The sequence below is a fragment of the Haloarcula sp. H-hyl6 genome (assembly GCF_056934455.1).
Genome location: NZ_JBRIIK010000001.1, coordinates 1971987 through 1997989, shown reverse-complemented (window position 1 = coordinate 1997989; position 26003 = coordinate 1971987). Strand labels below are relative to the sequence as shown.

At 66.0% G+C, this 26003-nt stretch carries 26 protein-coding genes; 9 read left to right on the top strand and 17 right to left on the bottom strand.

Annotated features, from left to right (window positions below; genetic code table 11):
* Positions 1-26: 26 nt before the first annotated feature.
* Together Hhyl6_RS10410 and Hhyl6_RS10405 are read right to left on the bottom strand one after the other, a co-directional pair.
* Positions 27-1019 (bottom strand): alpha-ketoacid dehydrogenase subunit beta, encoded by a 993-nt coding sequence (locus Hhyl6_RS10410; RefSeq protein ID WP_483739125.1) that lies wholly within the window; start codon positions 1017-1019, stop codon positions 27-29.
* Positions 1016-2026: a thiamine pyrophosphate-dependent dehydrogenase E1 component subunit alpha gene (locus tag Hhyl6_RS10405; RefSeq protein WP_483739124.1), complete on the bottom strand. Its 1011-nt coding sequence runs from the start codon at positions 2024-2026 to the stop codon at positions 1016-1018. The genes Hhyl6_RS10410 and Hhyl6_RS10405 overlap by 4 nt, the downstream gene beginning before the upstream one ends.
* A 362-nt stretch (positions 2027-2388) precedes the next feature.
* Here Hhyl6_RS10405 and Hhyl6_RS10400 point away from each other — a divergent pair, with 362 nt between their 5' ends.
* A complete protein-coding gene (locus Hhyl6_RS10400; protein ID WP_483739123.1) occupies positions 2389-3291 on the top strand; it encodes an alpha/beta fold hydrolase in 903 nt (300 codons plus the stop codon).
* A gap of 52 nt (positions 3292-3343) precedes the next feature.
* Here Hhyl6_RS10400 and Hhyl6_RS10395 read toward each other — a convergent pair whose 3' ends face one another.
* On the bottom strand, positions 3344-4042 hold the full coding sequence (locus tag Hhyl6_RS10395; RefSeq protein ID WP_483739122.1) for an SDR family NAD(P)-dependent oxidoreductase: 699 nt from the start codon (positions 4040-4042) through the stop codon (positions 3344-3346).
* A 415-nt stretch (positions 4043-4457) separates the two neighbouring features.
* Between Hhyl6_RS10395 and Hhyl6_RS10390 the strand changes: the two genes are divergently transcribed.
* Together Hhyl6_RS10390 and Hhyl6_RS10385 are read left to right on the top strand one after the other, a co-directional pair.
* Positions 4458-5999, top strand: coding sequence for an FGGY-family carbohydrate kinase (locus Hhyl6_RS10390; protein WP_483739121.1), 1542 nt, complete (start codon positions 4458-4460; stop codon positions 5997-5999).
* A gap of 48 nt (positions 6000-6047) precedes the next feature.
* Positions 6048-7334, top strand: coding sequence for an NAD(P)H-dependent oxidoreductase (locus Hhyl6_RS10385; protein ID WP_483739120.1), 1287 nt, complete (start codon positions 6048-6050; stop codon positions 7332-7334).
* Positions 7335-7362: 28 nt separating this feature from the next.
* Here Hhyl6_RS10385 and Hhyl6_RS10380 read toward each other — a convergent pair whose 3' ends face one another.
* The 5 genes from Hhyl6_RS10380 to ribB form a co-directional block, all read right to left on the bottom strand.
* Positions 7363-8433, bottom strand: a complete 1071-nt coding sequence (locus Hhyl6_RS10380; RefSeq protein ID WP_483739119.1) for a 2,3-butanediol dehydrogenase — start codon at positions 8431-8433, stop codon at positions 7363-7365.
* 64 nt (positions 8434-8497) lie between these two features.
* The gene (gene lipA, locus Hhyl6_RS10375; protein ID WP_483739118.1) at positions 8498-9430 is read right to left on the bottom strand and encodes a lipoyl synthase; all 933 of its coding nucleotides are present in this window, start codon (positions 9428-9430) and stop codon (positions 8498-8500) included.
* A complete protein-coding gene (locus Hhyl6_RS10370; RefSeq protein WP_483739117.1) occupies positions 9427-10986 on the bottom strand; it encodes a 2-oxo acid dehydrogenase subunit E2 in 1560 nt (519 codons plus the stop codon). Before Hhyl6_RS10370 ends, lipA begins: the two co-directional genes overlap by 4 nt.
* Positions 10987-11179: 193 nt before the next feature.
* Positions 11180-11944 (bottom strand): IclR family transcriptional regulator, encoded by a 765-nt coding sequence (locus Hhyl6_RS10365; RefSeq protein WP_483739116.1) that lies wholly within the window; start codon positions 11942-11944, stop codon positions 11180-11182.
* 255 nt (positions 11945-12199) lie between these two features.
* The gene (gene ribB / locus Hhyl6_RS10360) at positions 12200-12868 is read right to left on the bottom strand and encodes a 3,4-dihydroxy-2-butanone-4-phosphate synthase (RefSeq protein WP_483739115.1); all 669 of its coding nucleotides are present in this window, start codon (positions 12866-12868) and stop codon (positions 12200-12202) included.
* Between the two features lie 213 nt (positions 12869-13081).
* Here ribB and Hhyl6_RS10355 point away from each other — a divergent pair, with 213 nt between their 5' ends.
* The 4 genes from Hhyl6_RS10355 to Hhyl6_RS10340 all read left to right on the top strand — a co-directional run bounded on the left by Hhyl6_RS10355 (position 13082) and on the right by Hhyl6_RS10340 (position 16286).
* The gene (locus tag Hhyl6_RS10355) at positions 13082-13768 is read left to right on the top strand and encodes a lipoate--protein ligase family protein (RefSeq protein ID WP_483739114.1); all 687 of its coding nucleotides are present in this window, start codon (positions 13082-13084) and stop codon (positions 13766-13768) included.
* A gap of 107 nt (positions 13769-13875) precedes the next feature.
* Complete coding sequence (locus Hhyl6_RS10350; RefSeq protein WP_483739113.1) at positions 13876-14541, top strand: HAD family hydrolase; 666 nt, start codon at positions 13876-13878, stop codon at positions 14539-14541.
* A gap of 363 nt (positions 14542-14904) precedes the next feature.
* Complete coding sequence (locus Hhyl6_RS10345; RefSeq protein ID WP_483739112.1) at positions 14905-15333, top strand: cupredoxin domain-containing protein; 429 nt, start codon at positions 14905-14907, stop codon at positions 15331-15333.
* Positions 15334-15407: 74 nt separating this feature from the next.
* A complete protein-coding gene (locus Hhyl6_RS10340; RefSeq protein ID WP_483739111.1) occupies positions 15408-16286 on the top strand; it encodes a universal stress protein in 879 nt (292 codons plus the stop codon).
* Between the two features lie 210 nt (positions 16287-16496).
* On the opposite strand, the gene Hhyl6_RS10335 is transcribed toward Hhyl6_RS10340, so the two are convergent.
* The 3 genes from Hhyl6_RS10335 to Hhyl6_RS10325 form a co-directional block, all read right to left on the bottom strand.
* Positions 16497-17189, bottom strand: a complete 693-nt coding sequence (locus Hhyl6_RS10335; RefSeq protein ID WP_483739110.1) for a DUF2238 domain-containing protein — start codon at positions 17187-17189, stop codon at positions 16497-16499.
* 106 nt (positions 17190-17295) lie between these two features.
* Positions 17296-17946 carry a metal-dependent hydrolase gene (locus tag Hhyl6_RS10330; RefSeq protein ID WP_483739109.1) on the bottom strand — a complete coding sequence of 217 codons (651 nt, stop codon included), beginning with the start codon at positions 17944-17946 and terminating at the stop codon, positions 17296-17298.
* Positions 17947-18057: 111 nt separating this feature from the next.
* Complete coding sequence (locus tag Hhyl6_RS10325) at positions 18058-18909, bottom strand: RNA ligase family protein (RefSeq protein ID WP_483739108.1); 852 nt, start codon at positions 18907-18909, stop codon at positions 18058-18060.
* 238 nt (positions 18910-19147) lie between these two features.
* On the opposite strand from Hhyl6_RS10325, the gene Hhyl6_RS10320 reads away from it, so the two are divergent.
* The gene (locus tag Hhyl6_RS10320) at positions 19148-20128 is read left to right on the top strand and encodes an AAA family ATPase (RefSeq protein ID WP_483739107.1); all 981 of its coding nucleotides are present in this window, start codon (positions 19148-19150) and stop codon (positions 20126-20128) included.
* Here the strand turns inward: Hhyl6_RS10320 and Hhyl6_RS10315 are convergent.
* The 4 genes from Hhyl6_RS10315 to Hhyl6_RS10300 are packed head-to-tail and all read right to left on the bottom strand — an operon-like array spanning position 20100 to position 23510.
* Positions 20100-20801 (bottom strand): DUF7519 family protein, encoded by a 702-nt coding sequence (locus Hhyl6_RS10315; protein WP_483739106.1) that lies wholly within the window; start codon positions 20799-20801, stop codon positions 20100-20102. The two genes, Hhyl6_RS10320 and Hhyl6_RS10315, sit on opposite strands and share 29 nt — an antisense overlap.
* Positions 20798-22069 carry a DUF58 domain-containing protein gene (locus tag Hhyl6_RS10310; RefSeq protein ID WP_483739105.1) on the bottom strand — a complete coding sequence of 424 codons (1272 nt, stop codon included), beginning with the start codon at positions 22067-22069 and terminating at the stop codon, positions 20798-20800. Before Hhyl6_RS10310 ends, Hhyl6_RS10315 begins: the two co-directional genes overlap by 4 nt.
* Entirely contained in the window at positions 22066-22707 is a 642-nt protein-coding gene (locus Hhyl6_RS10305) for a DUF7269 family protein (protein WP_483739104.1), read from the bottom strand. The genes Hhyl6_RS10310 and Hhyl6_RS10305 overlap by 4 nt, the downstream gene beginning before the upstream one ends.
* Complete coding sequence (locus tag Hhyl6_RS10300; protein ID WP_483739103.1) at positions 22704-23510, bottom strand: DUF4129 domain-containing protein; 807 nt, start codon at positions 23508-23510, stop codon at positions 22704-22706. The genes Hhyl6_RS10305 and Hhyl6_RS10300 overlap by 4 nt, the downstream gene beginning before the upstream one ends.
* 163 nt (positions 23511-23673) lie before the next feature.
* Between Hhyl6_RS10300 and aglM the strand changes: the two genes are divergently transcribed.
* Complete coding sequence (gene aglM / locus Hhyl6_RS10295) at positions 23674-24978, top strand: UDP-glucose 6-dehydrogenase AglM (RefSeq protein ID WP_483739102.1); 1305 nt, start codon at positions 23674-23676, stop codon at positions 24976-24978.
* 6 nt (positions 24979-24984) lie between these two features.
* Here the strand turns inward: aglM and Hhyl6_RS10290 are convergent, their stop codons facing one another.
* On the bottom strand, positions 24985-25476 hold the full coding sequence (locus tag Hhyl6_RS10290; protein ID WP_483739101.1) for a hypothetical protein: 492 nt from the start codon (positions 25474-25476) through the stop codon (positions 24985-24987).
* Positions 25469-25951: an OB-like fold-containing membrane protein gene (locus tag Hhyl6_RS10285; RefSeq protein WP_483739100.1), complete on the bottom strand. Its 483-nt coding sequence runs from the start codon at positions 25949-25951 to the stop codon at positions 25469-25471. The genes Hhyl6_RS10290 and Hhyl6_RS10285 overlap by 8 nt, the downstream gene beginning before the upstream one ends.
* Between the last annotated feature and the right edge of the window lie 52 nt (positions 25952-26003).

Here is a 26003-nt window from a genome sequence, read left to right as displayed (position 1 = left end):
CTCGGTCACGCCGAGCGTGAATCGGCTCAGGCGAGTTCGAGTACCGCGTCGATGATGTCTTCGGTGTCCGGCACAACCTCGTCCTCCAGTGGCGGGCTGAACGGCGTGGGCACGTCGTCGACACCGAGACGCTGGACGGGAAAGTCCAGACTGAAGAACGCCTCCTGTGAGATCTCCGTCGCGATGTGCGATTGAGTGCCGTAGCTCAGCGGCGTCTCGTCGACGACGACACAGCGGCCTGTCTTGCGGACGCTCTCGACGATGGTCTCTGTGTCGAGCGGCGAAATCGTTCTGGGGTTGACGACTTCGACGCTGACGCCCTCGTCGGCTAGCTCTTCGGCCGCGGCGAGCGCGTTCCACATCTGGACCTGCGTGGCGACGACGGTGACGTCGCTGCCCTCGCGTTCGACGGCGGCCTTCCCGATGTCCGTGACGTACTCATCGGTGGGCACCTGTCCGGAGCGAGTGTAGTTGTTGCCGTGTTCGAAGACGATGACTGGGTCGTCCGAGCGGACGGCGGCCTTCATCAGACCCTTCGCGTCCTCGGGCGTCGAGATACAGACGACCTTCAGCCCGGGAATCGCGGCCAGCCAGTGGTGGAGCGCCTGCGAGTGCTGGGCGGCCGCCTGTGCGCCCATGTGGTTTTTCGTGCGGATGGTCAGCGGGAGATCGAGTTTCCCGCCGAACATGTACCGCATCTTCGAGACCTGATTGAGCAACTGGTCGCCGGCGACGCCGAGAAAGCCGGCGTACATCACCTCGACGACGGGCCGCATCCCCGTCGCGCTCGCACCCAGACCGCTGCCGACCATCGCAACCTCGCTGATGGGCGTGTTCAGGACGCGGTCGGTCCCGAACTCGTCGTCGAGTCCCTTCAGGACGCTCGACGTCCCGCCGCGGCCGGCGACGTCGATGCCCTGGATGTAGACTCTCTCGTCGCGGTCCATCTCTTCGGCCAGCGTCTGATTGATAGCTTCTCGAACGGTGAGTTCCTCTGTCTCTGTCGTTACTTGGCTCATGCTTGCTCACTCTGGTCGCTGTAAAGCCCCTCGTAGGCCGCCGACGGGTCCGGGAAGGGACTGTCTCGGGCGAACTCGATGGCGTCCTGAATCTCCTGTTCTATCTCCTGTTCTATCTCCTCGAACTCGTCTTCGGACAACACGTCCTCGTCGATGAGTTGCTCCGGATACCGGTCGATGGGGTCTCTGGCTTCCCACTCTTCTTCTTCCTCGTCGGTCTTGTAGAACTGGCTGTCGCCCTCGTGGTGGCCCACGAACCGGTAGGTGAGACACTCGATGAGCGCCGGCCCGCCGCCGTCCCGGGCGTTCTCGATGGCTTCGGCCGCCGCGGCGTACACTGCTTCGACGTCCATTCCGTCGACCTGATACCGGTCGGCCCCGTAGGGTTCGCCGTACAGGGTCAGGTCGTCGTGGGTGACTTCCGGGTGTTGCTCCTCGATGCCGCTCATCTCGCCGTACTTGTTGTTCTCGATGACGCCGACGAGGGGTAGTTCGCGCGTTCCCGCGAAGTTGAACGACTCGTGGAACGCTCCCTGTGACGGGGCGCCGTCGCCGAAGAAGGGGACGGCGACTTGGTCGGTGTCACGCATCTTCGCGGACAGCGCCGCGCCGGCGGCAATGGGAATCCCGCCGGCGACGATGCCGTTGGCGCCGAGCATCCCCGCCGTGACGTCGGCGATGTGCATCGACCCGCCCTTGCCTTCACAGTACCCGGTCTCCCGACCGTACAGTTCGGCGGCCATCTTCTTCGTGTCGAGGCCCCGTGCGATACAGTGGCCGTGGCCGCGGTGGGTACTCGTCAGGTAGTCGTTCTCCTCCAGCGCCTGGCAGACGCCTGTCGCGACGGCTTCCTGCCCGATGTAGAGGTGCAGGAAACCCGGAATCTCCCCGTCTGCGAACTTGTGACGCATCTGCGTCTCGAACTCTCGAATGCGGAGCATTGTGCGCAACATATCGATGCGGACAGCATCGTCTATGTCACGCTGGAGCTCGTCTTGCGAACTCATAGCAGTTCGTAGGAACAGACTCTGGATATATAAACTTAGGTGTTATACGAGGGGGGCGAGAGTTTATTCAAGACTCACAGTACAAGGACTAAACACACCCGGTCAGCAGTGCCCCGACGTGGCTGAAACCGTTTGTGGGGGAGGGCAGGTCGCCGTTGCCATCTCGGTCGAGAGCGGTATCGACTGATTCCCACTGTCGGCTTCTCAGACGACACGTCTCGGCTCCGGGTTCCATCGCCATTTTGATCGTCGGTTGTCGACACCCACGAGGCGAACGCCGAGCAGAAGCGTCGGGATGATAGTTGAAAAATCTGGATTGTCGAACGCAAAGTTATTTCATAATGTTAATTCTATGCATAGCCATGGTCGAGATCTACGACCACAACGACGAACCGGTAACGCACGGTAGAGAAGTCGTCAACGATGGCACTCGACTCCACTACGTGACTGCAGGAAGCGGTGAACCGCTCTTGTTGCTCCACGGGACGCCGAAGACGCATTACTACTGGCACAAACTCGTTCCGCGACTCAGTGAGGAGTTCACGGTCGTCGCGCCAGACCTTCGCGGGTTCGGTGACTCCGACCGGCCGGTGGCAGAGGAAGGGTACGACGTGAAGACCAACGCACAGGATATGGCCGACCTGATGTCCTCGCTTGGGCACGAGGAGTTCCACGTCCACGGCGAGGACAGAGGCGCAGAGTTCGGCTACGGTATCGCTGCGATGTTCCCCGACCGGGTCAAGACACTCTCGTTCGCGGAGATGGTGCTGTCGGGCGAGGGACTGCAAGAGTGGTCCTACCTGACGAAAGAGAACTTGGAGGCGGACGAACCGTGGCTCTGGCACATCAGTTTCTTCTGGCTGGACGACTACCCGGAGATGCTCATCAGTGGGAAGGAACGGGAGTTCTGGTCTCACTGGATGAAAGCCGAGACGTACAATCCCGCGGCAATCAGCGACGAAGCCATCGACGAGTGGATCGCGAAAGCGAAAGAGCCGGGTGGGCTCCGGGGGATTCTCGAAACGTACCGAGCAACCCTGAAGAACGCGGACCAAATTCAGGAACTCAAGCAGGAGAAAATCGACATGCCGATACTCACGATCGGTAGCGAGGAGTTCTTCGGCAACCTCATGAAAGAGCAGATGGAGATTGTCTCGGAGGGCGTCGAGCGCAACGAGGTGTTCGAGCGATGCGGGCACAGCCTCGCCCTGGAGGCCGACGAGCGACTGGCCGACCTGCTAAGCGAGTTCATGACCGGTCGGTGACCGTCGACGGACGGACAGACGACGGGGAGATGCTCGCCAGTAGTATTCAGCGCTAGACGTGCCCGCCGCCGAACGGAATGATGTTGCCCGCCAGATTATCACTAGCACGTCCCGCTAGTGCCTCTATCAGGTACGCCATCTCCTTCATGGTCCCCATGCGGCCGCGCGGGAGTTCGGACTCGAGTTCGTCGCGTGTCCCGGATTCCAGTATCTCTTCGGTGAAGTAGAAGTCGCTCTCGTGGTGCGTCGGCGCGATGCCGTTGACCTGGACGTTGTTCCCGGCGACGTCTTCGTCTTTGCCGACGGATTCTATGAACGTCTTCGCTGCCCCCCGGGCGGTGGAGTACAGGTGCATGTCCATAGGCTGGAGCACAGAGCCACTGACGATGCCCACGATCTTCCCCTCCTGTCGCTCGATCATCTGGGGCAGCACGGCACGCACGAAGCGCACCATGGGCCACGTCATCTCGTCGAGGAACCCCTGGAGGTCCTCGTCGTCGAATGAAGTCGGGTCCGCGACGAGTTCCGAGGCGGGCGAGAATCGCTCCGGGCCGGCGAAGTTTCCGATCAGGATGTCGATCCTGCCGGCGTCGGCCACGATGTCGTCGATCGAGACGTCGTCGTCGGTGTAGTCGTGTTCGTCGGCGATGACGGTCGCCCCGAGGTCGCGGAAGTGCTCGACCAGTGTGGGCCCCATGTGTATGTCGGCGCTGGTGACGAAGACGGTCTTGTCGTCGAAGCTGGTACTCATGCGTCTCCTTGACAACTATGTTCATGGGTACTTCAAGTTTGTGCCCTGTTCGACGATAGACATCCCGCACCCGTCCGTCGAAGCCACTGCGTCGCCCGCCGTTGGTCGCCGGCCAGTCCCGGGTGAGCCACGCCACCGCGTCGGCGTAGGCGGTCCGGTGCCGAGCTTCTGGTGTCCGAGGCGGCACTCGGTCAAGCGGTCGATATCGAGGAGTTGAACGCCGTAGTCTCCGAAGACCTCACGACACTCGCATCGGGTTCCGCGCCGACGAACCCCGCTCGCTCTACGGGAGGGCAACGGGGAGTGGATACGACCCAACGTCCGAGACACGGGGTTCCGCTTTCAGACGGGCGATGGCGACCTGTGCCCTTGACGATGCAAAATCATTAATATCTACTGGGATGATTTCAGACACATGCCAACGCCTAACGACTATCTTCTGGGTGTCGACATCGGCACATCCGGATCGACGGGTATCATCATCAGTACTGACCTAGAGGTGGTCGAGTCGGTTTCAGTCGAGCACGACGTCTCTAACCCTCGGCCGGGCTGGGTCGAACACGATGCCGACGACGTCTGGTGGCACGACTTCGCGGAGATTACGCGACGACTGTTCGAGCGCTCGACCGTCTCCCCGGAGGACATCGCGGGCGTCGGCGTGAGTGCCCTGCACGCGGCGATGGTCCCCCTCGACGAGACGGGGTCGCCGCTCCGCCCGGCTATCCTGTACGGCGTCGATACCCGCTCGGGCGAGGAGATAGACCTGCTCAACGAGCGAATCGGCGAGGAGCGCATCTACCAGACATGCGGCAACGCCCTCACTTTCCAGTCCGTCGGACCGAAGATACTCTGGTACAAGCGGAACGAACCCGAGCGGTTCGAACGGACGGAAACCATCGTCGACGCGACGGGATACGTCGTCTCGAAGTTGACCGGCGAGTACACGATGGACAACGCCATCGCCGCCTTCTTCCACCCGCTGTACGACCCCGCCGAACTCACGTGGTCCGACGAGATGCTCGCGGAACTCGGACTCGACCGGGACCTGTTTCCGGAGCCGCAGTGGTCGACCGAACGTGCGGGGACCGTCACGGAGGCGGCCGCGGCGGAGACGGGTCTGGCTGAGGGGACGCCGGTCATCGTCGGCACCGGCGACGCACTGGCGTCGCAAATTAGCGTCGGGGCGGTCGACCCCGGCGACGCGATATTCATGTACGGGACGACCGGCGTCATCTACACCACGCTGGCCGAACAGCGGTCGACCCCCGAACTGTGGTCGTTCCCGCACTGCCTCGAAGGGAAGTACGCCATCGCTGGCGGGATGGCCACGTCCGGGGCTATCGTCCGGTGGTTCAGAGACGAGTTCGGCGGCGAGGCCGTCATCGGCGAGGGGACCGGCAAGGAGAGCTACGACCGTCTCAATCGGCGAGCGGCCGAACTGGACCCGGGGTCGGACGGCCTCGTGGTCCTGCCGTACTTCAGCGGGGAGCGAACCCCCATCAACGACGACTCTGCACGGGGAACCATCGCGGGACTGACCCTGTCACACACCAAGGACCACGTCTACCGGGCCATCCTCGAAGGCGTCGGCTACGGGTTCAGACACCACCTCGAAACGATGGAAGGAGCGAACGTCCCCATCGACCGCGTCCTCGCCATCGGCGGCGGGGCACAGAGCGACCTCTGGCGGCAAATCGTCAGCGACGTGACTGGGGTCGCACAGCGGTACGTCGCCAACCCCGTCGGGTCGCCACTCGGCGGGGCCTACCTCGCGGGGCTGGGGACCGACGTGTTCGACGGACTCGCTCCCCTCACGGAGTCCACGACCATCGAGCAGACGACGGAGCCGAATCCCGAGGCGGCGGCGACCTACGACGATTACTACGAGGTGTATCGCGACCTCTACCCGGCCATGGAGGAGGAGATGCACCGACTGGCCGCTCTCGGGAGCGAGTGAGGCGGGGTACGAAACCTTATTAGACTGGCTGTCATCGGTACGACCCGTATGAGCAGACTGTCAACACAGCTCTCGGCACTCGAAGCGTCCGGCGAGCCGGTTTCGGTCGGCATCGTCGGCGTCGGCCGGATGGGGCGGAGCATCGCCATCGGGTCCGAGGAGATGAACGGCATCGAGGTCACGGCTATCGCCGACATCCGACTCGAACTGGCGACCGACACGTTCGACGCGATGGGGCACGGCGGTAGCGTGACCGTCGTGGAATCGGTCGCGGAGGGCGAAGCGGCGCTGGCGGACGGTGACCGCGTCGTCACGCAGGACGCGCTCCACCCGCCACAGATGGACGGCGTCGACGTGGTCATCGCCGCGACGGGCGTCCCGCACATCGGCGCACAGGTCGCCACTCGCGCCATCTTCAACGGGACCCACGTGGTGATGCTGACCGACGAGACGGACGCCGTCGTCGGTCCGTACCTGAGCGAGATGGCCGCACAGGCCGGCGTCGTCTACAGCGGGGCCGCGGGCGACGAACCCGGTTCGATAATGGAACTGTACGACTTCGCGGACTCGCTCGGGTTCGACGTCGTCGCGGCGGGGAAGGGCAAGAACAACCCGCTCAACAGGACAGCCACCCCGGAGTCACTCGAAGCGGAGGCCGAGGAGAAGAACCTGAACCCGGAGATATACACTGCGTTCGTCGACGGCACGAACTCCATGCTGGAGATGACGATGGTTGCCAACGCGACCGGACTCGGCGTCGACCGGCGGGGGATGCACGGCCCCGAAGTACCGGACGTCGCCTCGCTGGCCGACGTGTTCGACAGCGGCGGCGACGAGGGCATCCTCTCGCGCGACGGCGTGGTCGACTTCGCGCTAGGTGGGGACGTCGCCCCCGGCGTGTTCCTCGTCGTGACGACCGACAGCGAGACGATTCGGGAGGACCTCGACTACCTCAAGATGGGGAGCGGCCCCAACTATGTCCTCCACCGGAGCTACCACATCCCGACCATCGAACCCCTGTTGACCGCGGCGCGGGCCGTCCTGTTCGGCGACGCGCACCTCGTCCCGCAGGCGCCGGTCGTCGACACCGTCGCGGTCGCCAAGCAGGACCTCTCGCCCGGCGACGAGATAGACGGCATCGGCGGCCACACGGTGTACGGACTGGCGGAGAACGGCGACGTAGTCCAGTCGGAGAACCTCGTCCCCATCAGCCTCATCGAGGGGGCGACGGTCGAGTCGGCTGTCGAGGCGGGCGAAGCCATCACCTACGACGACGTGGAACTGGTCGACAGCGAACTGTTGCACCTGCGGAAACTGCAGGACTCGTACTTCTGACGACGGTCTCGGCGCGGCCGCGCCGTTCTCAGGGTTCGACGAGAATCTTCACGTGCCCGCTCTCACGGTCCGTGAGTTGTTCGAACCCCCCGTCGACGATGTCGTCGAGACCGACACGGCCGGTGACGAGCGGTTCGGGGTCCATCTGCCCGGTCGCGAGGAGTCGGACGACCGTTCGGTAGTCCCGGTCCCCCAGCGGTCCCGACTGATAGGCGAAGACCCCGTCGAGCGTCCGTTCGCCGTGGACGACCGGATTCGGGTCGAACTCGACGGGTTCCTCGAACAGGCTGATGACCGTCACCGAGCCGTCGCGGGTGGTACACTGCACGGCCTGATCGAGCGAGTTCCCCGCACCCGCCACCTCGAAGGCCACGTCGACGCCGTCGTCGGTCTTCGAGCGGACGAACTCGACCGGGTCCGTCTCGTTGGGGTCGACGACCTCGTCAGCGCCGATTTCGCTGGCCAGTTCCCGTCGACTATCACGCGACGCGGACGCGAACAGTCGGCCCGCGCCCATGGCCTTCGCGGCCAACGCTGTCGCCAGTCCGATTGGGCCACACCCGATGACGGCCACGTCGTCGCCCAATTCCATGTCCGACTCCCTGACAGCGTGGACGCCGACGGCCAGCGGTTCGACGAGCGCCGTGTACTCGGCGGGGACGCTGTCCGGGACGGCGACGACGTGGGACTGGTTGACCACGGTGTTCTCGGCGAACCCGCCACCGCCGCCGGAGAGACCGATAGTCCCGATGTTCGTACAGACGTTGTACTTCCCCTCCTTGCAGTACCGGCAGTCCCCACACGTGAGTATCGGATTGATCGCCACGAGGTCATCCTGTTCGATACGGTCGACTTCGTCCCCGACTTCCACGACGGTGCCGCCGAACTCGTGACCGAACCGTATCGGGACTTCTTCGCCCGTAATTGGATGCGGGCCGTCGCCCGGCGTGTCGATGGGGCCGGCGACGTACTCGTGGAGGTCAGTCCCACAGATACCGCAGGCGGCGACGTCGACTCGAACGTCTGTCGACCCGACCGCTTGCTGTGCTACGTCTTCGACTCGCACGTCTTCCTGTCCGTAGTACACTGCTGCGCGCATGCGTACCGAGAACGTACAGTGTGCCACATCATAAAGGGATACCCCGGACCTGCGGCCGGGGCTGTCAGCGTTCGCGGTCGGCGCGTGCGCGTGCCGCCTCGACAGAGGCGTCGTCACGGTGGAGCGCCTCGACGAACAGTTCGCCCGCTCTGTACGAGGAGCGAACGAGCGGACCGCTCGCGCAATAGTGGAAGCCCAGTTCCTCCTCGGCGACCCGCCGCCACGTCTCGAAGGCGTCGGGGTGGACGTACTCCGAGACCTCCAGATGGGACCGGGAGGGCTGGAGGTACTGGCCCAGCGTCACCACGTCGACGCCGACCTGCCGCAAATCCGAGAGCGTCTGGTACACCTCGTGGGCGTACTCACCGACGCCGAGCATCAGTGATGTCTTGGCGTAGCAGTCGTCGGTCGTCGCAATCTGCCGGAGAACACAGAGCGACTGTTCGTACCCGGCCCGGCGGTCACGCACGGGCCACTGGAGTCGCTCGACTGTCTCGACGTTGTGAGCGACGACGTCGGGACCCGCGTCGAGAACTCGCCGTACGAGCCGTTCGTCTCCCCGAAAGTCCGGTATCAGACACTCGACGAGGATAGATTGGTCCCGGCGTTTTATCTCCCGGACCGTCTGTGCGAAGTGGGATGCGCCCTGGTCGGGCAGGTCGTCGCGGTCGACGGAAGTGAGGACGACGTAGTCGAGTCCGATGTCGGCGACCGCCGACGCGACGTCCTTTGGTTCGTCGGGGTCCAACGGGTCCATGCCGCCGGTCTCGACGTCACAGAAGTTACAGCCCCGCGAACAGCGGTCGCCCATGAGCATGAACGTCGCCGTCCCCGGGCCGTCCCGACCGCTCCAGCACTCCCCGAGGTTCGGGCAGTTGGCCTCCTCACAGACCGTGTTGAGACCGTGGTCGTCGAGCGTCTGGCGAATCTCGGCGAACCGACGGCCGCTGGGTCGGCCGACCGAGAGCCACCGCGGTTTGCCCGTGTGCGAACTCATTCCGAGAGGACGGCTATCAGTTCGCCGAGGACGTCGGCGGCGAACTGGTCGGCGAGCCACTTCGCGTCGGTGAGACGTTGCACGGCGTCGTCGAGGAAGCGGGCGGCGTCGGCGCCGTTGACGACGCGGTGGTCGAACGAGAGGCTGAGCGTCATCGTCCCGTCGTCCCGTATCCGACCGACGCCGAGGATGGCCACCTCGGGCGGGTTGATGATTGGGTCGAAGCTGTCGATGCCGAACATGCCGAGGTTGGTAATCGTGAAGGTCCCGCCTTCCATGTCCGACATCTCGAAGTTCCCGGACAGCGCCCGCTCGGTTCGCTCCCCTCTAACCGTCGATACCTCTTCGACGCTCTTCTCGGTCACCGACGGGACGACCGGTGTGACGAGGCCGTCCTCTACGTCCACCGCGACGCCGACGTTGACCTCCTCCACGAGTTTGTGCTCCCCGTCCTCGTACAGCGCGTTGAACGACGGCTCGGACGCGAGTTGCGCGCCGACGCCGGCGATGAGCAGGTCGGTGAGCGAGACGTCGACACCCGCTCGGTCGGCGGCCGCCGCGACGTTCTGCATCGCCGACGCGTCGAACGACCGGTTCAACGTCACGTGCGGTGCGCGCTGGTAGCTCTGGCTCATCCGGTCGCCGACGGTCTGTTGCATCCCCGAGAGCGAACGGGTTTCGCTGACGGTCCGAACGGCAGTCCCCATGTCGGGTTGCGCCGGGCTTTCGTAATCTGCCACGTCGTCCTCGGTGACGACGCCCTGCGGGCCGGTTCCCTCGACCGCAGACAGGTCGATTCCCCGCTCACTGGCGAGTTGTTTCGCGCCAGGCGTCGCGCGCACCTCGGCGGCCGACTGCTCGTCCGACTCACTCTCCTCGGCGTCGTGTTGCTCGACGTCGTCCTCGGTGACGACGCCCTGCGGGCCGGTCCCCTCGACCGTGCTCAGGTCCACGTCGCGTTCACCCGCCAGCCGCTTCGCACCCGGCGTCGCACGCACGTCCGCACTCGCGGTCTTGGCTTCGGTGGCCTCAGAGGACGCCGTGTTCGCTCGCTCTTCGACGTCTGTCTCCGTAACCGTTCCTTGCGGTCCGGTTCCCTCGACCTCGGCCAAATCGACGTCGTGGTCGTTCGCCAGTTCTCGCGCGCCCGGCGTGGCACGAATCACCTCGGTCGACTGTTCACCCGTCCCGGAGGACGCCCCGTCAGTTCCTTTCGTCTCCGTACCGCCTGTACGCTGAGATGGTGCGGCTTCCTCGGACGCCGAGTCGTCGCCCCCTGCCTCGTCGATTTCGTCGCGCAGGTCGGAGATGTCCTCGTCGGGAGCGCCGAAGATGCCGATAGGTGCGCCCGGTTCCACGACGCCGCCCTCCGCGACGACGATTTCACGGACGACGCCGTCTGCGCGTGCTTCGACGTCGTTGGCGGCCTTCTCGGATTCCACGACGGCGATGACCTCGCCCTCCTCGACTGTCTCGCCGGCGTCGACTTCCCAAGCGACTACCTCGCCTTCTTCCATCTCTAGCCCCATCTGGGGCATCTTGATGAGATAGCTCATACTCCGAGAATGGAGACGATGGTATTAAATAGTATGGTTCTACCCACGACGAAATCAAATCGAACGTACACGCGCTATCTCTCCTTCGCTTTCAGAAAGGAGAACAGATGTTCTGATGGACAGAACAATATGTCGCCACCCTCTTCGGAAGATAACAAATGTACGAGCGTTATTTGGCGAGTCTCGCTCGCCGTCAGGAGTTCTGGATGTGCAGTTCGATGACGTTCGTGGCGCTTCTGACGGTGTCGGGAACCTCTTTGTAGAACTCGTCGTCGCTCATTCGGGTCACGGGGACCGAGATGCTGACTGCGCCCAGCACTTCCTGTTCTTCGGTGAGTATCGGCGTGCCGATACACCGGAGGCCGTTGATGTGTTCCTCGTCGTCGACGGCGAACCCGCGGTCACGGACCATCTCTAGGTGGTCCATGAGTTCGTCTCGGTCGGTGATGCTCTGGTCCGTCTTCGCGGGCAATCCGTGCCGGTCGAGAATCTCGTCTACGCGTTCGGAGTCTAGGTGTGCGAGTATCGCCTTCCCGGAGGCTGTGAGGTGGAGCGACCGCCTGACGCCCGGGTAGATGTCGAGGTTGACCGCGTTGTCGCCCTTCTCACAGAGGAGGTAGACGCCGCGTCCGTACTCCTCGACGACCAGATTCGCCAGTTCACCCGTCTGCTCGGCGAGGCGCTCGATTTCGGGGACCGCGATGTCGTACAGCGGTTGTTGACTGCGTGCACGGCCGCCGAACTCCAGCAACCGGAGCCCGAGGGTGTACTCGTTCTCTTTCTGTACGACCAGTTCCTCGTCTTTCAGGGTACTCAGGTGGTTGTGGACGGTACTCTTGTTCATGCCCGTCACCGACGCGAGTTCCGTCACGCCCGCGCTCCCCAGTTCGTGGAGGACGCCGAGGATTCGAATCGTCTTCTGACTCGTCCTGACGGGGTGTTTCGGTTCGTTGGTCATACTGGCCCTTTCGCACCGAAGGTGAAAAAACTTGTTCTCTATGTCAGAATGGGTATTCTCTATCCTATTAGAGATATACGGGCAAATATCTCGAACCTACCGACGAGATAGGTCCTATTCGAGGAAGTACGACCGATTTACGAGCGTTCTAGAGAACGAAACGGGATGCGATAGCGTCAGGCGATACCGTCGACTGCCGGCGGGACGAAAATCCGGGTGGCTCCGGAAGCGGATGCCGCAGGTCTCAGAAGACGTCTACAACCGCTCGTCAGCGTAGTCGCTCATCTCGACGTAGATGAGTCCCTCTCGCTGAGCGTACGCTTTCGCCGCGGACGGTGAGAGCGCACCGCCAGTCTCCCCGTCCAGCATCTCGCAGACGACGGCGACTGGCGGCCTGTTCGCCGCCTCGGCCAACGCGACAGAGAACTCCGTGTGGCCCCGCCGGTCGGCTAGCAGATTCGGGGCTGCGCGGAGTAACTGTACGTGTCCCGGCGCCCGGAACTGCTCGGCGAACGTCTCTACCGATGGTTCGGCGGCGAGCGACCCGAGCGTTCGAATCGTCAGCGCGCGGTCGTCGTCGGTGATGCCGGTGAACGTCTCGCGGTGGTTCACCGTGATGGAAGCCGCCGAGCGCTCGTCGTATTCCAGTTCGGCATCGCCGGCGGCCGGATGTTCCAGTACGTTCCCCAGAAACGGCAGGTCGAGGGTGTCCGCGACGGGGTCTGCGAGCGCGACGCAGACTAGCCCGCCGGCGTCGTTTCGCATTCGCGCGACGTCCCCGTGGGTCACGTCGCCGGCGGGGTATACGAGGTCGACCTCACCTTCGCGGTCGGCGGCATCGTGGACGAGGACCGGACACCCGTCACCGAAGGCCTCGATAGCGCTGTCGAGTCTGTCGGTCTCCCGTGCGGATTCGTCAGTCATGGGCCACCGAGGGTCGATACGCTGTTCTCTGTGAGTCTCCGCTGTGCGACACGGGACACCGTACGTGGAATCCTGTTAAATGCTTACCGGAAAGCGGGTGCATCTCACATCTGAGATGGGGCGGCGCGGTCGACGGCTGTTCGCCTCGGCCAGTAGCGACCGCGTATCGTCGAGCGCTACGTTGATGCCGCCGGAGCAGGTATTCGTACACGCATGCGAGCCTATCGCGGTCGGACGTCGACCCTCGACGCCGACAGACGAGTGCTGGATGCGATGTTCGAATCCGTCGCGCAACGGTGCGAGGCGGCCGTTCGCGTGTGGACGCCGCGTCGGCACGTCGCGTTCGGGCGGCGGGATGCGGCCGAGCGACGCTACGAGACGGCCCGCCGAACCGCGCGTCGAGCGGGGTTCCGGCCCGTCGAGCGGCTGGTCGGCGGGCGGGCAGTGGCCTACACCGGGACGACGATTGCGTTCGCCCGGTGTGTCCCTATCGAGAGCCAGCGACGGGGCCTCGACGAGCGATACGACTCGATGGTCGCGGACGTGCAATCGGCCCTACGGGGCCTCGGCGTCGACGCCCGGCGCGGCGAACCCGACGCGTCGTTCTGTCCCGGCGCGCACTCGCTGCGAACCGCCGGCAAACTCGTCGGCATCGCACAGCGCGTGCGGAGCGACGCGGCGCTCGTCTCGGGTATCGCCGTCGTCGACGGCCGTGACGCGATTGCGGACGTTCTGACGGAAATTTACGACGTCTTGGGCGTACCGTTCGACCCGGAGTCGGTCGGCAGTATCGTCCAGTCGGGCGGCCCGAGCGACCCCGGCGTCGTCGTCAGCGCACTCGAAGACGCTCTCGTCGGCGGTGAACCGCGCTCGGTCGTCGGCGTGGACTCGGTCGGATAGATTGCCGGCGGCGCCGTCTCCGGCAATCTGCTCCGAACGTTATCCTCGGAAGTACCGCTGTCTCTCAAAACTGACTTATTGCTCGTTCCGCTACTACCACTCGATAGATGAGCGAGATAGCCGCTGTCGTCTTCGACATGGACGGCGTGCTGGTCGACTCTGAACCGCATTGGCAGCGATACTGGACGGAGGAGGTGTTCACCGAGACGGTGGACGGAACGCCGACCCTCACCGAGGTCACCGGCCGTAGCTTCCGTGAGAACCTCAGAGCCATCGAGCAGACGTACGGACTGCACGGTACCTACGAGGAGTTCGAGGCGGCGACCGAAGCGTTCGCCGAAGAGATGTATCGGAACGATGTCACGGTGACCGATGGGATGCCCGCGCTCTTCGAAGCGATACGCGACGCTGGGCTGTCGGTGGGTATCGCCTCCTCGTCGCTGCGACCGTGGATTGAACGCGTCGTCGAAGGCTCGACGCTCGGTCCGGTCGACGCGCTGGTCAGCGCCGACGACATCGACGACCCCGGTAAGCCCGAACCGTACATCTACCGACACGCCGCCGAGCGGTTGGGCGTCGAGACGGCCGACTGTCTCGTCGTTGAAGACTCCGAAAACGGTGTCGAGGCGGCCAGCAGAGCCGGTGCGACCGTCGTCCGGTACTGCTGTGACCACGCTGTAACTCCGCTCCCGCGCGCAGACACGACGGCGGAGTCCATCGACGAACTGGGCGCGTGTATCGCAGAGCGCCACGCTGGAACTCTCTCTTTGTGAGTGATAGCACCGATGCGTGTATGCGTGCCAGATAGAGAGAAATATAAAAAATATGTGGCCATATCTATAACAATAGTAGCAAAATTCCGTATATATAGTTATAGTATGCCTATTTGAACTAGAATAGTGTATCTGGATAGGTATTGGGTGTCAAAACCACTCTCTCGACATACTTCGGTGAACTAGGTCCGAATATATGTAGAAATCGTCCAAGTTAACTCTCGAGATACGTCGAAGTGGTGTTCGAAGAGTAGAACGGGGGTCCACGCGAAGGCCCCGGGCTCGACTCCGAAGAAACTCACGTTCGTCACATCCACACCTATTTCCTCTTGGCTATCCAACAAAAACCTTGGAGGAACCAGTATGGCTCCAGACAGGCGGACAGTACTCCAATTGATTGGCGGCGCGGTGGCCGGGGCACTCGCAGGGTGTGCCAGCGGTGGCGCCGGGAACGCATCCGTCGAAGACACGACCGAGGTTACGATGGTTGACAGCCAGTTTGACCCGCGGAACATCCACGTTGGTGCGGGCGCGACAGTCACGTGGACGAACGAGGACGGCGACGCCCACACCGTGACCAGTGCGTCGGACAACTGGGACGCCGATGTGGAGGTGCCGGGTGGCGAGACGGCGACGCATACGTTCGAGAACGACGGGGTGTACGACGTGTTCTGTCGGTTCCACGGCAGTTCGGACCTGACTGGCATGAGCCTGAAGATTGGCGTCGGCGAAGGAACCATCGAGCAACCACTTGGAGGCGGTGGCGGTGGCGACGTCGGTGGTGGGTACTGACACCAGCACGGTGTGATTTTCCGGCACGCCGCTGTGAGCGAATACTTTTGTCAGTGTAGTGCTAACACTGAACGATGGCGACCGAACCCACAGCGACCGACTATCGGGTCGCCGTCTCAGTCGCTGACCCCGACCACGTCGGGCAGTTGATGCGGACGGCCCTCGACGTCGCCCGCGACCGCGACGGAGACGTCTTCGTCGTCAGCGTGGTGGCTGGGTCGCGGTCGTCGCCGTTTCAGGTGTTCCGCGACGAGGTCATCAAAGAGGAGTTCGGCGGGGACCGCCGCGAGTTACTCGACCGTGCCATAGACGCGGCCGAGGGAACCGGCGTCGCCGTGGACGGGCGCCTCGTCGTCGCAGACAGCGTCGCCAGCGGCATCGTCACGGCCGCGACGGACTGTGACGCCGACGCGATATTGATGGGCTGGCACGCGCGCCGCCACAGCGACATCCTGATGGGACACATCGTCGACGACGTGGTGGCCGCGGCCCCCTGTGACGTCCTCGTCGAGAAGATAGGGCCGACGGCGAACGGCGTCGAGTCGATTCTCTTGCCGGCCGGACCCGGGACCCACACGAGGCTCGCGGCGGGGGTGAGCCGTGCCATCGCCCGCGCGAACGACGCCCGTGTCGACGTAGTCAGGGTGGTGGCGCCCGGTGCGTCCGACGAGACGCGAGCGGAAGCCGAGAAACTCACCAGCGACGCCGCCGAGGGGGTCGGAAACGTTCCGACGACGACGAGCGTCATAGAGGGCGACGACGTCGTCGAGACGCTGGTCGCGGCCGCCGAGGAGCGAGACGTGACCGTCATCGGCGGCGGAGGCGGCGGTCGGTTTCGCCGGGTCGTCGTCGGGTCGACCGCTCGTGCAGTCGGTCAGCGCGCCGAGACGACGGTCATCGTCGCCACGCGCCCACAGGAGACGCGGTCGTGGCTCGCTCGCCGGCTTCCGTGATTTCGAGTGGGTTCGGGACCCTGTCTAAGTGGGCGTACAGCGTCGGCATCTCGGCAGTGTCGAACCCGATAGCTTTCGTCGCGACCACGGTATCGTCGTCGAGGCCAGATTCACGCGGGTCTTCGACTGACCAGCACCGACGTCCGTCCTATCCTCGGGAACACCCACGCCGGTATCGGCGAGTGTCGGATACACGCGCACTATCGACCTTCATCCGTCCGTCTCGACGTAGAGGCCCAGTGCCATCACCAGCGACCCGACGGTGGCGACGCCGCCGGTCAGCGCGAGCGACGTCTGTGTCACCTCGGGGAAGCGTTCGGCGAAGACGACGAAGACGCGGACGTCGAGGGCCACCACGGCGATAGCGCCCACGAGGTCGAAGGCGAGGTCGAAGGCCGTGTCACGCCAGCCGTAGTGGACCAACACGGGTTCGATACCGTAGCGTTCGCCGACGGCCCGCGCGACCAGTTCGACCAGTTCCCAGAAGACACCGAGGACGAACGTGTAGAGGACCGCCACGACCGCGACGGCGGCCGGCGAGAGCGTCAGCGTCGCGTCCGCGGCGACGGCCACGAGGAGGCCGGCGTACAGCAGTGCGGTGACCAGCGCGGCGGAGACGGTGTGCGTGAGATGGTCCCACCACCAGACGGACTCGTAGGGCCCCAGCATCCCTATCGAGTGCAGGAGGCCGGCGACGGTGACCCACAGGGGGAGCGCCGGCGTGTGGACGACCAGCCACGGTGACTGGAAACCGCCGGTGAGGACGACGGAGAGCAGGGCGACGGCCAGCGACACCAGCGCGTTCACTATCGCGGCGCCGTTGCGCTGGTGCGCGGCGACGACCAGCGTGAGCGCCAGCGCCGTCAAGAGGACGGCCAGCACGCCGTTCGATAGCCCTGCCATCGGTCCAAAATCCCCTTACGGGAGTTCGACGCCGGGCCGGCATGACTCTTTGGCCCGACGAGCGGCGACACCCGCGGTCAGAGAGTGGTCGGGGGCACGGCTGTCCTCACCCCGAGGGCGTCTGTTCGACGGCGTCGGAGTGGGACTGCAAGTACCGCTCGGGGACTCGCGTGAGCAGGCGCTGCGGAAGCACTGGAAGGAGGGCGCCGACCAGTACCTCGACGAGCGTCGGGAAGACGCGTCGGAAGGTGGCGTAGACGACTGCCACGCCGAGGCTGGCGGCGACGAGGCCCTCCAGCAGGCCCTCCACGCTCAGCAAGAGCGGGACCGCGAGCGCCGTCGAGAGCAGGAGGTCGCCCGGCGACCCGTCGTAGCGGACCCAGCGACGGGGTGCGAGCCACCGGCCGTTGTAGTGGTCGTACACCGCGCGGTCGGACGTCGCCTCCCACGGCCGCAGTTCGAGGCCGCCACCGAATACGTCGGCGACGCTGTGGGCGGCCGCGCCGAGGAGGAAGACGGCGGCCCCGACGGTCGCGGCCGACGGGAGCAGCGCTGCGAGGACGAGCGTCCCCGAGGCGAGGCCGGCGTAGTACACCGGATAGTGGAGGGTGCGCCGGTGGCCGGCGTACAGGTCGAGGTCGGGGAGGACGCCGCCGAGCAAACCCGCGACGAGGGCCACGCCGGCGAACTCCGGGACTGTATATCCCACTGCGAGGCCCAGAAGCATCCCGGCCAGCGCGTGGGTCGGCAGCATCATCGGGTTGTTCCATACACGACAGAATCGTTTGAACCTGTCGGTAGTCTCGGTAACACTGCTCAGACCGGTGTTTCCGTCGAAGCAGCGGCCGGCAGAGAGTCGACTGGACTGCTACCGCTCTGTCTCTCTGTCGTCGAGAAACGCCCGCGTCGACCCGGCGACTTCGGACCGAAATTCGCCCACGTCGACGTCGCTCTGCCCGTGGGTGAGGCGCGGGTGTGCCTCGCGGAGGATGGCCTCCAAGACCCGGTCGTAGAGCGCCTCGAAGGTCACCGGCCGGCCCCGTTCTTCGAGTGTCGCCGCGACCGTCTCGAACCGGTTACGGGTCGCGTATCGGTCCGCCAGTTCCGCGGCCGACGCGTCCACCGGAGCAACCTCGTCGCGCGTTCGAACGTCCGGGTGGAGTATCGTCGCTCGCTGGCCGCGCTTGTTGCGAACGACGAGGCCCTCGGCGGGGCCGTCGTACCACGCCGACTCGGGGACGGCGTAGGATTCGGGGTCGAAGTACTTCGCCTGCACTTCCCGCTCGAAGGCGTTCACCGGGTGGAGGCCGAGGCGGTCGAATATCTGTTCGGCGGCGTCGGGCGGCCGGAACGTCTCGCGACTGGCCGACCAGACGTCGAAGCCGAGAAACGAGGGCGTCCGGTCCCAGTCGTAGGGGAGTGTGTGCCGGTGCATCGCCTCGCCGAAGAAGACGACGCTCTCGACGTCGCCGACGGCGCTCCGAAGCGCCTCACGGTCGAGGGTCTCTCGGACGTGGCGAACGGCGTGCTGGTACGGGGCCGGGACGTCCTCGGGGTCGTCGTACACCCGGTCACGGTCGCCGAAGCGAAGGAGTCCCGACTCCTGCAACTGGAACCGCAGGAGGGCTCCGTCGACCTTCTCGAGGAGCCACAGGTGGCCGCTGTCGAACAGTCCGTCGGGCGCGTTCTCGACACGGGGTATCTGCGGGTACTGTTTCATGGATGGTGGGTATCACGCGAGACGGCCTGCACAGTTCGTGTGGCCCCTACGAAGCGCTTCGTTATAAGAGCGGTAACCGTCCTGTGGGCCTGCTATCGCCACTCAGAACAGAACTTCGCTTTTCGCCCGCTTAATGCGGTATTGTCCATACCGTGGCGCTCGGGCGGCGACGCCGAAGCGGTGACTGAGAGAAGTAGGCCGGTGATAACTAAGCCCGCCATCACTCTGTGACCGTCCGATGAGTACGGACACAGACGTCGAGGCCGTCGCGGACCACTGCGGGACCGTTCTGGACGCCGTCTCGGGGGCGGTCATCGCCGAGCGAGAGACGCTCGAAACCGTCCTCTCGGGCTTTCTCGCTCGCGGGCACGTCCTGCTCGAAGACGTGCCGGGGACCGGCAAGACACTCACCGCGCGGTCGCTCGCGGACGCGCTGGGACTCCAGTTCTCGCGCATCCAGTTCACGCCTGACCTCCTGCCGGCGGACGTCACGGGCACGTACGTCTTCAACGAGAAGTCACAGGAGTTCGAGTTCCGCGGCGGCCCCATCTTCGGCAACGTCGTCCTCGCCGACGAGATAAACCGGGCCTCGCCGAAGACACAAGCCGCCCTACTGGAGGCGATGGCGGAGGGGCAGGTCACCATCGACGGTGAGACCCACGCGCTGCCGGAGCCGTTCTTCGTCATCGCCACGCAGAACCCCATCGAGCAGGACGGCACCTTCCCCTTGCCGGAGGCACAGGTCGACCGCTTCGTCGTGAAGACGAGTCTGGGCTACCCCGACGAGGAGGGTGAACTGGAGATTATCGACCGGCGGGCGGCCCGCACGGACCGGACGCCGACGGTGAGCGAGGCCGTCTCGATGGCGCCCGCGGAACTCCGACAGGCCCCCGAGTCCGTCCACGTCGAGCGGGAAGTCCGACGGTACGTGGTTCGGCTGGCGCGAGCGACGCGCGAGGACAGCCGGGTCGAGACGGGCGTCTCGCCGCGAGCGACCCAGCGACTGTTCGAGTCGGCCAGAGCCCTCGCGGTGGTCCGCGGCCGAGACTACGTCACGCCCGACCACGTGGCCCGCATCGCGCCCGCGGTGCTCTCACACCGACTCGTCCTGACGCCCGACGCCAGAGTCGACGACGTGCAGAAGCGAGCGGTCGTCGAAGAGTTGCTGGACGACGTCGAGGTACCGACGGTCACCTATACAGCAGAGCCATCAGAGTGACGGCGGCGGCCAGTAAGAGCGCCAGCGCGCCCAGCGGAATCCCGCTGGTGCCGGTGCCGTAGAGGACCACCGCCGCGCCGACGAGGACGGCCCCGTATCCCCCGCTCGCGCCGGCGTGGACGAGTTCGACGGGCCACGAGCGGGCGTCGGCCCGCAACTGCTCGCCGAGGCTGACGGCGTGTTCGCCGAGGTCCCACGCGACGATAGCGGCGGCCGTCGCCGCGAGCAACGCGGCGGGTTCCGCCCGCTCGAAGATGCCGGTGAGGACGACGCCGACGACGAGGGCGGCCAGTCCCGCAGAGACGAACCGCCGCGCGAGTCGCGGGCGGACCGGTCGGACGCCGAGGCCCAGAAAGACGACGCCCACGAGTCCCGGGACGAGTTCCGCCTGCGCGCCGAACGCGCTGACCGCGCTGAGGGCGTGTCCGAGCGACGCGAGGACGACCACGGCGCCGGCGACGACGACGACGCGGCCGAGGAGCGGGGGGTAGGCTATCTCGTCGAAGAGCGTGTCCCGGTCGCCGAAGACGAGGAGCGCGACGCCCGCGACCGTCCCGAAGACGGCGAGTCGCTGCTCCGGGCCGGTGGCGAGGAGCGCCGTCGAGAGGCCGGCGCCGAGGATAGCCAACGCGCTCCCGACCGGCGTCGGACGGTGGTCTACGACGTCGCTCACGCGGACCACCGCCGTCGCTGCTCGCCTATAAGGACCCTCCCGAGCGGTTCCGTCGGCGTCCAGTCGACGACTGGGACGCCCGTCTCGCGGAGGGCGTGGATGCGGTTCTCGCGCTCGACCCGGGCCAGTCGCGCCCCGAGGCTGCCGTCGCCGGTGACGTCCGGGCTGAGGACCGTCGTGGGGTGTGCGGCGGCTTCGAGGGTCCGGACCGTCCGCACGATGGCGTCGTCGGTCAGCGGCGAGCAGACCAGTACCTGTGTGTCCGCATCGAGGCGCTTCCGGAGCATCTCCGTCTGCCGGGTCACGTCGCCGTCCTCGTCCGGGGCGGGCGGCGTCGCCGACAGCGCCGGATGGGTCCCGACGAGTCGCCGGAGGCGCGTGTGGTGCTCGGGGCCGACGCCGGGAGACTGCCAGCAGAACTCCCGTCCCAGCGCGGCCATCCCGACGAAGTCGTGACTGTCGTCTAAGGTCGTCAGGAGGCGCTCGACGGCGGCGAGGCTGTGGGCGACGGCGTTGGGCGTCCCCTCGCGCTCGGCGCGGTAGGCGGGTTCGCGGGCGTCCACGAGGAGGAGGACGGACGTGCGTCGCTCCTGCCGGAACTCGACGGTGGTGAGTTCGCCGGTGCGCGCCCACCGCTTCGAGTCGATGCGACCCAGCGGGTCGCCGCGGCGGTACTCGCGGACGGCGTGGAACTCGATGCCGCTCCCGCCGTCGTCGGTGACGAGGCGGCCGGCGTGGCCGTTGGTTCGCGGCCGCACCGGGACGGTGGGTACGGACTCGGCGCAGTCTATCTCGGTGCCGGTAGCCACGGTCGTCTCCACCTCGTGGGCACCGGTCACGTCGCGGACGACGACGGTGGCGGGGTCGAACTGGTGGCGGCCGTGTTCGGCCGCGACCGAGTAGGTGTACTCCGTCGTCTCGCCGGGTCGGAGGACGGCCGCGTGTCGGGGACTGCCCGAGGCGACGGTGAGCATCGGCGGGACGCCGTCGACGACGCGCACGTCGGTCAGCGTCCGGTCGCCGGTGTTCGTCAGTCGCGTAGTCACCGTCACCGGGTCGCCGCTGGCCGGGTGGCCGTCGTCGAGGCGGCGTTCGAGGTCCAACTCGACCGAGGGCGGGCCGAGCAGTCGGGGGTACGCCGCGTAGCCAGCGCCGACGACGCCGACCAGCAGTATCGCGGGTCGGTCGAGGAGGACGCCGACGGCGACGGCGAACAGGCCGACGGCCACGATGCCGCGCCAGCGGCCGGTGGTCCGCACCGTCGTCATCCGCCGTCGCTCCCGATGGCGTCGCGGTCACCGGCCGCGTCGTGCCGCTCCGTGAGCGTCCGAGCGACGGCTTTGGCCCCGTGCTGGACCCACGAGTCCCCGCGAATCGCCAGCCGAGCACGTTCACGCACAGAGGGTCCCGAGGTGGACTCGTCCAAGAACGTCGCGGCGACGGGGTCGTCCGTCCACGTCCCTTCGGCGAGGCGTCGCTGGGCCTCCTCCCGGCTCACCCCCTCTTTGCGCATCAGCGTGGCGACAACCGCGTCCCGCAACCTGCTTCGGAGCTGTTCGGCGTCTTCGCCCCCGTCTCGGGCCGAGATGGCCGGTATCCCCTCGACGAGACGGTCGAACTCCTCGCCGGGCGGTGGTGCGTCGCGGACCGTCTCCGGTTCCGGCGGGTCGGCCTGCGTGACGTGCTCTCTCGCCCGCTGGACGACCATCCACCCGAGGATTCCCATGGCGACGCCGCCGAGCATCCCGAGCAGGAAGTACTCGTTGCCTGCTCGCTCCACCAGCGTCTCCACCGGCAGGACACCTGCGCCGCCCGGGACGAGCGCCAGCGCGAACGCGAGGACGCCGAGGGCCACGAACAGGTACCACCCGAGACGCCGGACGTCGGTGACCGCTCGCCCGCTCATCTGTCGTCCTCCCCGAGTGCTTGGAGCGTCTCGCGAGCGACCCGCTCCTGCTCGCCCGACGGCGACGCGCCGCCGTACTGAACGTCTTCGAAGGTGCGTCGGAGGCGGTGGACGGCGTCGGGGTCGAACCCCGTCTCGACGGCGGCGCGGGCACAGTCACGCGGCGTTCGCGTCCGCTCTCTGGCGATGCCCGCTCGTCGAAGCAGGGCTATCCACGCCCGCTGAACCTCGTTCTCTGGTGCCGGTCGCAACGTCACGTTCCCCTCGTCTACCGGGTCGTCGGCCCCCACCACCATTCCTACCAACGTGATAAGCCGCTCGCGGTAGCGGTAAGCGACTCCTAGGGCCACGGCCAGTAGCGCCAGCAAGGCGAGGAGCATCAGGACCGCCTTCAGGTTCGACTCGGCGGGGACGACGCCGCTTCCCTGTCCCTCGCTCGGCGCGTTCTGCTGGCCGCTACTGGCGGCGTCCGATTGGCTCGCATCTGACCCGCCGCTGTTGGACTCCGACCGCGAGTCGTCCGGTTGGGTTGCCTCCGCGCTCTCGCCCGCGTCGCTCTGGCGTGCGCTCTCGCGCTGCTGGCCCTCCCGGGACGTCTCGCCGGTGTAGCGGTCGTGCAGGCCCTGTGCCGCCTCCTCTATCTCGCCGGCGCGGTCCTCGCCGACGGGGAGCAGGTCGTAGTCCGGGTCTATCGCGTCCGATGGGTCGGTCGACATCGACGAGCCGAGCGTCGCGGCCGAGAGGCCGATGGCGACGACGACGACGCAGGCGACGCCGACCGACACGAGTCGTTCAGTGTCCATTGGTGTCCGAACGGCGACCGATGTCGCCTGACTGGTCTCGCCTGCGTCAGGGGCCGGCGTTGTTATAGGGCCATTATCGGCCGGGCGCCGCGCTAAACCGGTGCCGACGGCCGTCGCCGAAGGACCCGAATTCTCAAGGCCGGTGGTGGCCAACCCACCGCCGATGAACGTCAGCATCGTCGGGAGCGGCTACGTCGGGACGACCGTCGCGGCCTGTCTCGCGGACTTAGGCCACGAGGTGACGACAATCGACATCGACGAGGCCATCGTCGACGCCGTCAACGCAGGCGAGTCGCCCATCCACGAACCGGGACTGGACGAACTGGTCGCCGACCACGGCGGCGAGCGACTGCGCGCGACCACGGACTACGGCGTCGTCCGCGAGACGGACCTGACGATGCTGGCCCTGCCGACCCCCTCGAACGAGGACGGCAGTATCGACCTGCAGTACATGGAGGCCGGCGCGACGGCGGTCGGGGAGGCCCTCGCCGACGGCGACGACGCTGACGACCCGCACCTCGTCGTCACGAAGTCGACGGTCATCCCGCGGACCACCGACGAGCGACTCGCCCCGCGCATCGCCGAGGCCGGACTCACCCGCGGCGAGGACTTTCTCGTCGCCTCGAATCCGGAGTTCCAACGGGAGGGTACTGCCGTCGAGGACTTCCTGAACCCCGACAAACTCGTCTTCGGCGCCGACGACCAGCGCGCGTTCGACTCGCTCCACGACCTGTACGCACCGCTCCGGGAGGCCGCCGACGGCGACGTGCCCGTGGTGGAGACGGGCATCGCCGAGGCCGAGATGATAAAGTACGCCAACAACACGTTCCTCGCCGCGAAGGTCTCGCTCGTCAACGACATCGGGAACGTCTGCAAGGAGTTCGGCGTCGACGCCTACGAGGTGGCCGAGGCCATCGGCCTCGACGACCGCATCGGCGAGAAGTTCCTGCGGAGTGGGGTGGGTTGGGGGGGCAGTTGTTTTCCGAAAGATACTGATGCAATTATATCTGCTGCCCGCGATGAAGGGTACGACCCCAAGGTACTGTCGGCCGCCGTCGAGGTGAACGACGTCCAACCCGAACGCCTCCTCGCCTTGCTGGACGACCACGTCGACGTCTCTGGCAAGCGCGTCGCGGTGCTGGGACTGGCGTTCAAGCCCGGCACGGACGACATCCGGAACACGCGGGCCGTACCGGTCATCGAGGGCCTGCGCGAGCGCGGGGCAGAGGTGGTGGCCTACGACCCCGTCGCCGTCGAGAACATGCGCGAGCGGTATCCCGACGTCGAGTACGCCGGGTCCGCTGGCGAGGCGCTCGAAGGCGCCCACGGCGCGGTGGTCGTCACCGACTGGGACGAGTTCGCGGCGCTCGATGCGGAGTTCGACGCGATGGCCGACTCCGTGGTGGTGGACGGCCGGCGGATTGTCGAGCGGCGCGAGGGGATTACGTACGAAGGGCTGACGTGGTAGGTCGGGCTACGAGGCGTCTCGATGTCGGTCGGCGACGAGGACGACAATCGCGAGCGCCAGCGTCACGACGAGTACTGTGGGGTCCGAGGAGACGTAGAGGCTCGGCGTCGGCGGCCGCCAGCTCGTGACCGGATAGAGCCACGCCGAGGCGTGGCCGTCGGCGAACACCCGGAGGCCGTCGAGGACGAGCGCGCTCAGGCCGCCGGCGACGAGCAGGCCGTACACCCGACCCCAGTGGTCGCGCCGGAATCCCAGCGTGATGAGTGCCGCGACGAGGAGGACGCCGCCGAGCGTCGAGAACGAGCCGTAAGATAAGGGTAAGCCGAGCATCGCGCCGACCCTGTCGGCCTCGAGGACGATGTCGACCTTCACGAGGTCTGGGATAGCGCCGCCGCCCATCCCGACGACGACCCAGCGGCGGTCCAGCCAGTCGACGCGCCATCCAGCGACGGTCAGCAAGACGAACGGGACCAGCACGTGCGTCAGCAGGTCAGCCATCGCGTCTCGCCTCCAGCACCCAGCGGTCGGTGTCGACGCGCCAGTGCCGAGCGAACAGGACGACGAACAGGAGAACACCGACGAGGGAGGCTCCGTACTTGTACAGCAGGGCACCGGGACTCGCGTTAACCACTCTGACGGCCTGCGCGTCGACGGTTCTGTCGGGTTCGAGCGTTCCGTAGACCTGAACGGTCCCGCCGCGCTGAACGTTAGCGTCGCTGCCTGTTACGCCGAGCAAGACCGTTTTGCCGGCATCTTCGGCTTCGATAGTGAACGTGCCTCCCTCGGCGTCGACGGCGGTCACCTCCCCGAACAGGAACGCTTGCTCACCAACGTGGGCGTCGTAATCGGCTGCTAGTTCCTCGGCGTCGGGATACGGCCAGCGCTGGTCCTCGGTGGCTTCGTAGTGGACGAAACTCGCCCCGAGGACCGACAGCAACAGGAGTGCGACGACGGCGCGGTACCGGAACTTCACGTCATCCGGTGTGCGCAGTCAGGTAGATGGTCGTTGCGGTTTCTCGCGGGCG

Excerpts from the sequence above, each read along its gene's own strand:
- Hhyl6_RS10410 (WP_483739125.1), bottom strand. The coding sequence starts at position 1,019 with ATGAGCCAAGTAACGACAGAGACAGAGGAACTCACCGTTCGAGAAGCT.
- Hhyl6_RS10405 (WP_483739124.1), bottom strand. The coding sequence starts at position 2,026 with ATGAGTTCGCAAGACGAGCTCCAGCGTGACATAGACGATGCTGTCCGC.
- Hhyl6_RS10400 (WP_483739123.1), top strand. The coding sequence starts at position 2,389 with ATGGTCGAGATCTACGACCACAACGACGAACCGGTAACGCACGGTAGA.
- Hhyl6_RS10395 (WP_483739122.1), bottom strand. The coding sequence starts at position 4,042 with ATGAGTACCAGCTTCGACGACAAGACCGTCTTCGTCACCAGCGCCGAC.
- Hhyl6_RS10390 (WP_483739121.1), top strand. The coding sequence starts at position 4,458 with ATGCCAACGCCTAACGACTATCTTCTGGGTGTCGACATCGGCACATCC.
- Hhyl6_RS10385 (WP_483739120.1), top strand. The coding sequence starts at position 6,048 with ATGAGCAGACTGTCAACACAGCTCTCGGCACTCGAAGCGTCCGGCGAG.
- Hhyl6_RS10380 (WP_483739119.1), bottom strand. The coding sequence starts at position 8,433 with ATGCGCGCAGCAGTGTACTACGGACAGGAAGACGTGCGAGTCGAAGAC.
- lipA (WP_483739118.1), bottom strand. The coding sequence starts at position 9,430 with ATGAGTTCGCACACGGGCAAACCGCGGTGGCTCTCGGTCGGCCGACCC.
- Hhyl6_RS10370 (WP_483739117.1), bottom strand. The coding sequence starts at position 10,986 with ATGAGCTATCTCATCAAGATGCCCCAGATGGGGCTAGAGATGGAAGAA.
- Hhyl6_RS10365 (WP_483739116.1), bottom strand. The coding sequence starts at position 11,944 with ATGACCAACGAACCGAAACACCCCGTCAGGACGAGTCAGAAGACGATT.
- ribB (WP_483739115.1), bottom strand. The coding sequence starts at position 12,868 with ATGACTGACGAATCCGCACGGGAGACCGACAGACTCGACAGCGCTATC.
- Hhyl6_RS10355 (WP_483739114.1), top strand. The coding sequence starts at position 13,082 with ATGCGAGCCTATCGCGGTCGGACGTCGACCCTCGACGCCGACAGACGA.
- Hhyl6_RS10350 (WP_483739113.1), top strand. The coding sequence starts at position 13,876 with ATGAGCGAGATAGCCGCTGTCGTCTTCGACATGGACGGCGTGCTGGTC.
- Hhyl6_RS10345 (WP_483739112.1), top strand. The coding sequence starts at position 14,905 with ATGGCTCCAGACAGGCGGACAGTACTCCAATTGATTGGCGGCGCGGTG.
- Hhyl6_RS10340 (WP_483739111.1), top strand. The coding sequence starts at position 15,408 with ATGGCGACCGAACCCACAGCGACCGACTATCGGGTCGCCGTCTCAGTC.
- Hhyl6_RS10335 (WP_483739110.1), bottom strand. The coding sequence starts at position 17,189 with ATGGCAGGGCTATCGAACGGCGTGCTGGCCGTCCTCTTGACGGCGCTG.
- Hhyl6_RS10330 (WP_483739109.1), bottom strand. The coding sequence starts at position 17,946 with ATGATGCTGCCGACCCACGCGCTGGCCGGGATGCTTCTGGGCCTCGCA.
- Hhyl6_RS10325 (WP_483739108.1), bottom strand. The coding sequence starts at position 18,909 with ATGAAACAGTACCCGCAGATACCCCGTGTCGAGAACGCGCCCGACGGA.
- Hhyl6_RS10320 (WP_483739107.1), top strand. The coding sequence starts at position 19,148 with ATGAGTACGGACACAGACGTCGAGGCCGTCGCGGACCACTGCGGGACC.
- Hhyl6_RS10310 (WP_483739105.1), bottom strand. The coding sequence starts at position 22,069 with ATGACGACGGTGCGGACCACCGGCCGCTGGCGCGGCATCGTGGCCGTC.
- Hhyl6_RS10305 (WP_483739104.1), bottom strand. The coding sequence starts at position 22,707 with ATGAGCGGGCGAGCGGTCACCGACGTCCGGCGTCTCGGGTGGTACCTG.
- Hhyl6_RS10300 (WP_483739103.1), bottom strand. The coding sequence starts at position 23,510 with ATGGACACTGAACGACTCGTGTCGGTCGGCGTCGCCTGCGTCGTCGTC.
- aglM (WP_483739102.1), top strand. The coding sequence starts at position 23,674 with ATGAACGTCAGCATCGTCGGGAGCGGCTACGTCGGGACGACCGTCGCG.
- Hhyl6_RS10290 (WP_483739101.1), bottom strand. The coding sequence starts at position 25,476 with ATGGCTGACCTGCTGACGCACGTGCTGGTCCCGTTCGTCTTGCTGACC.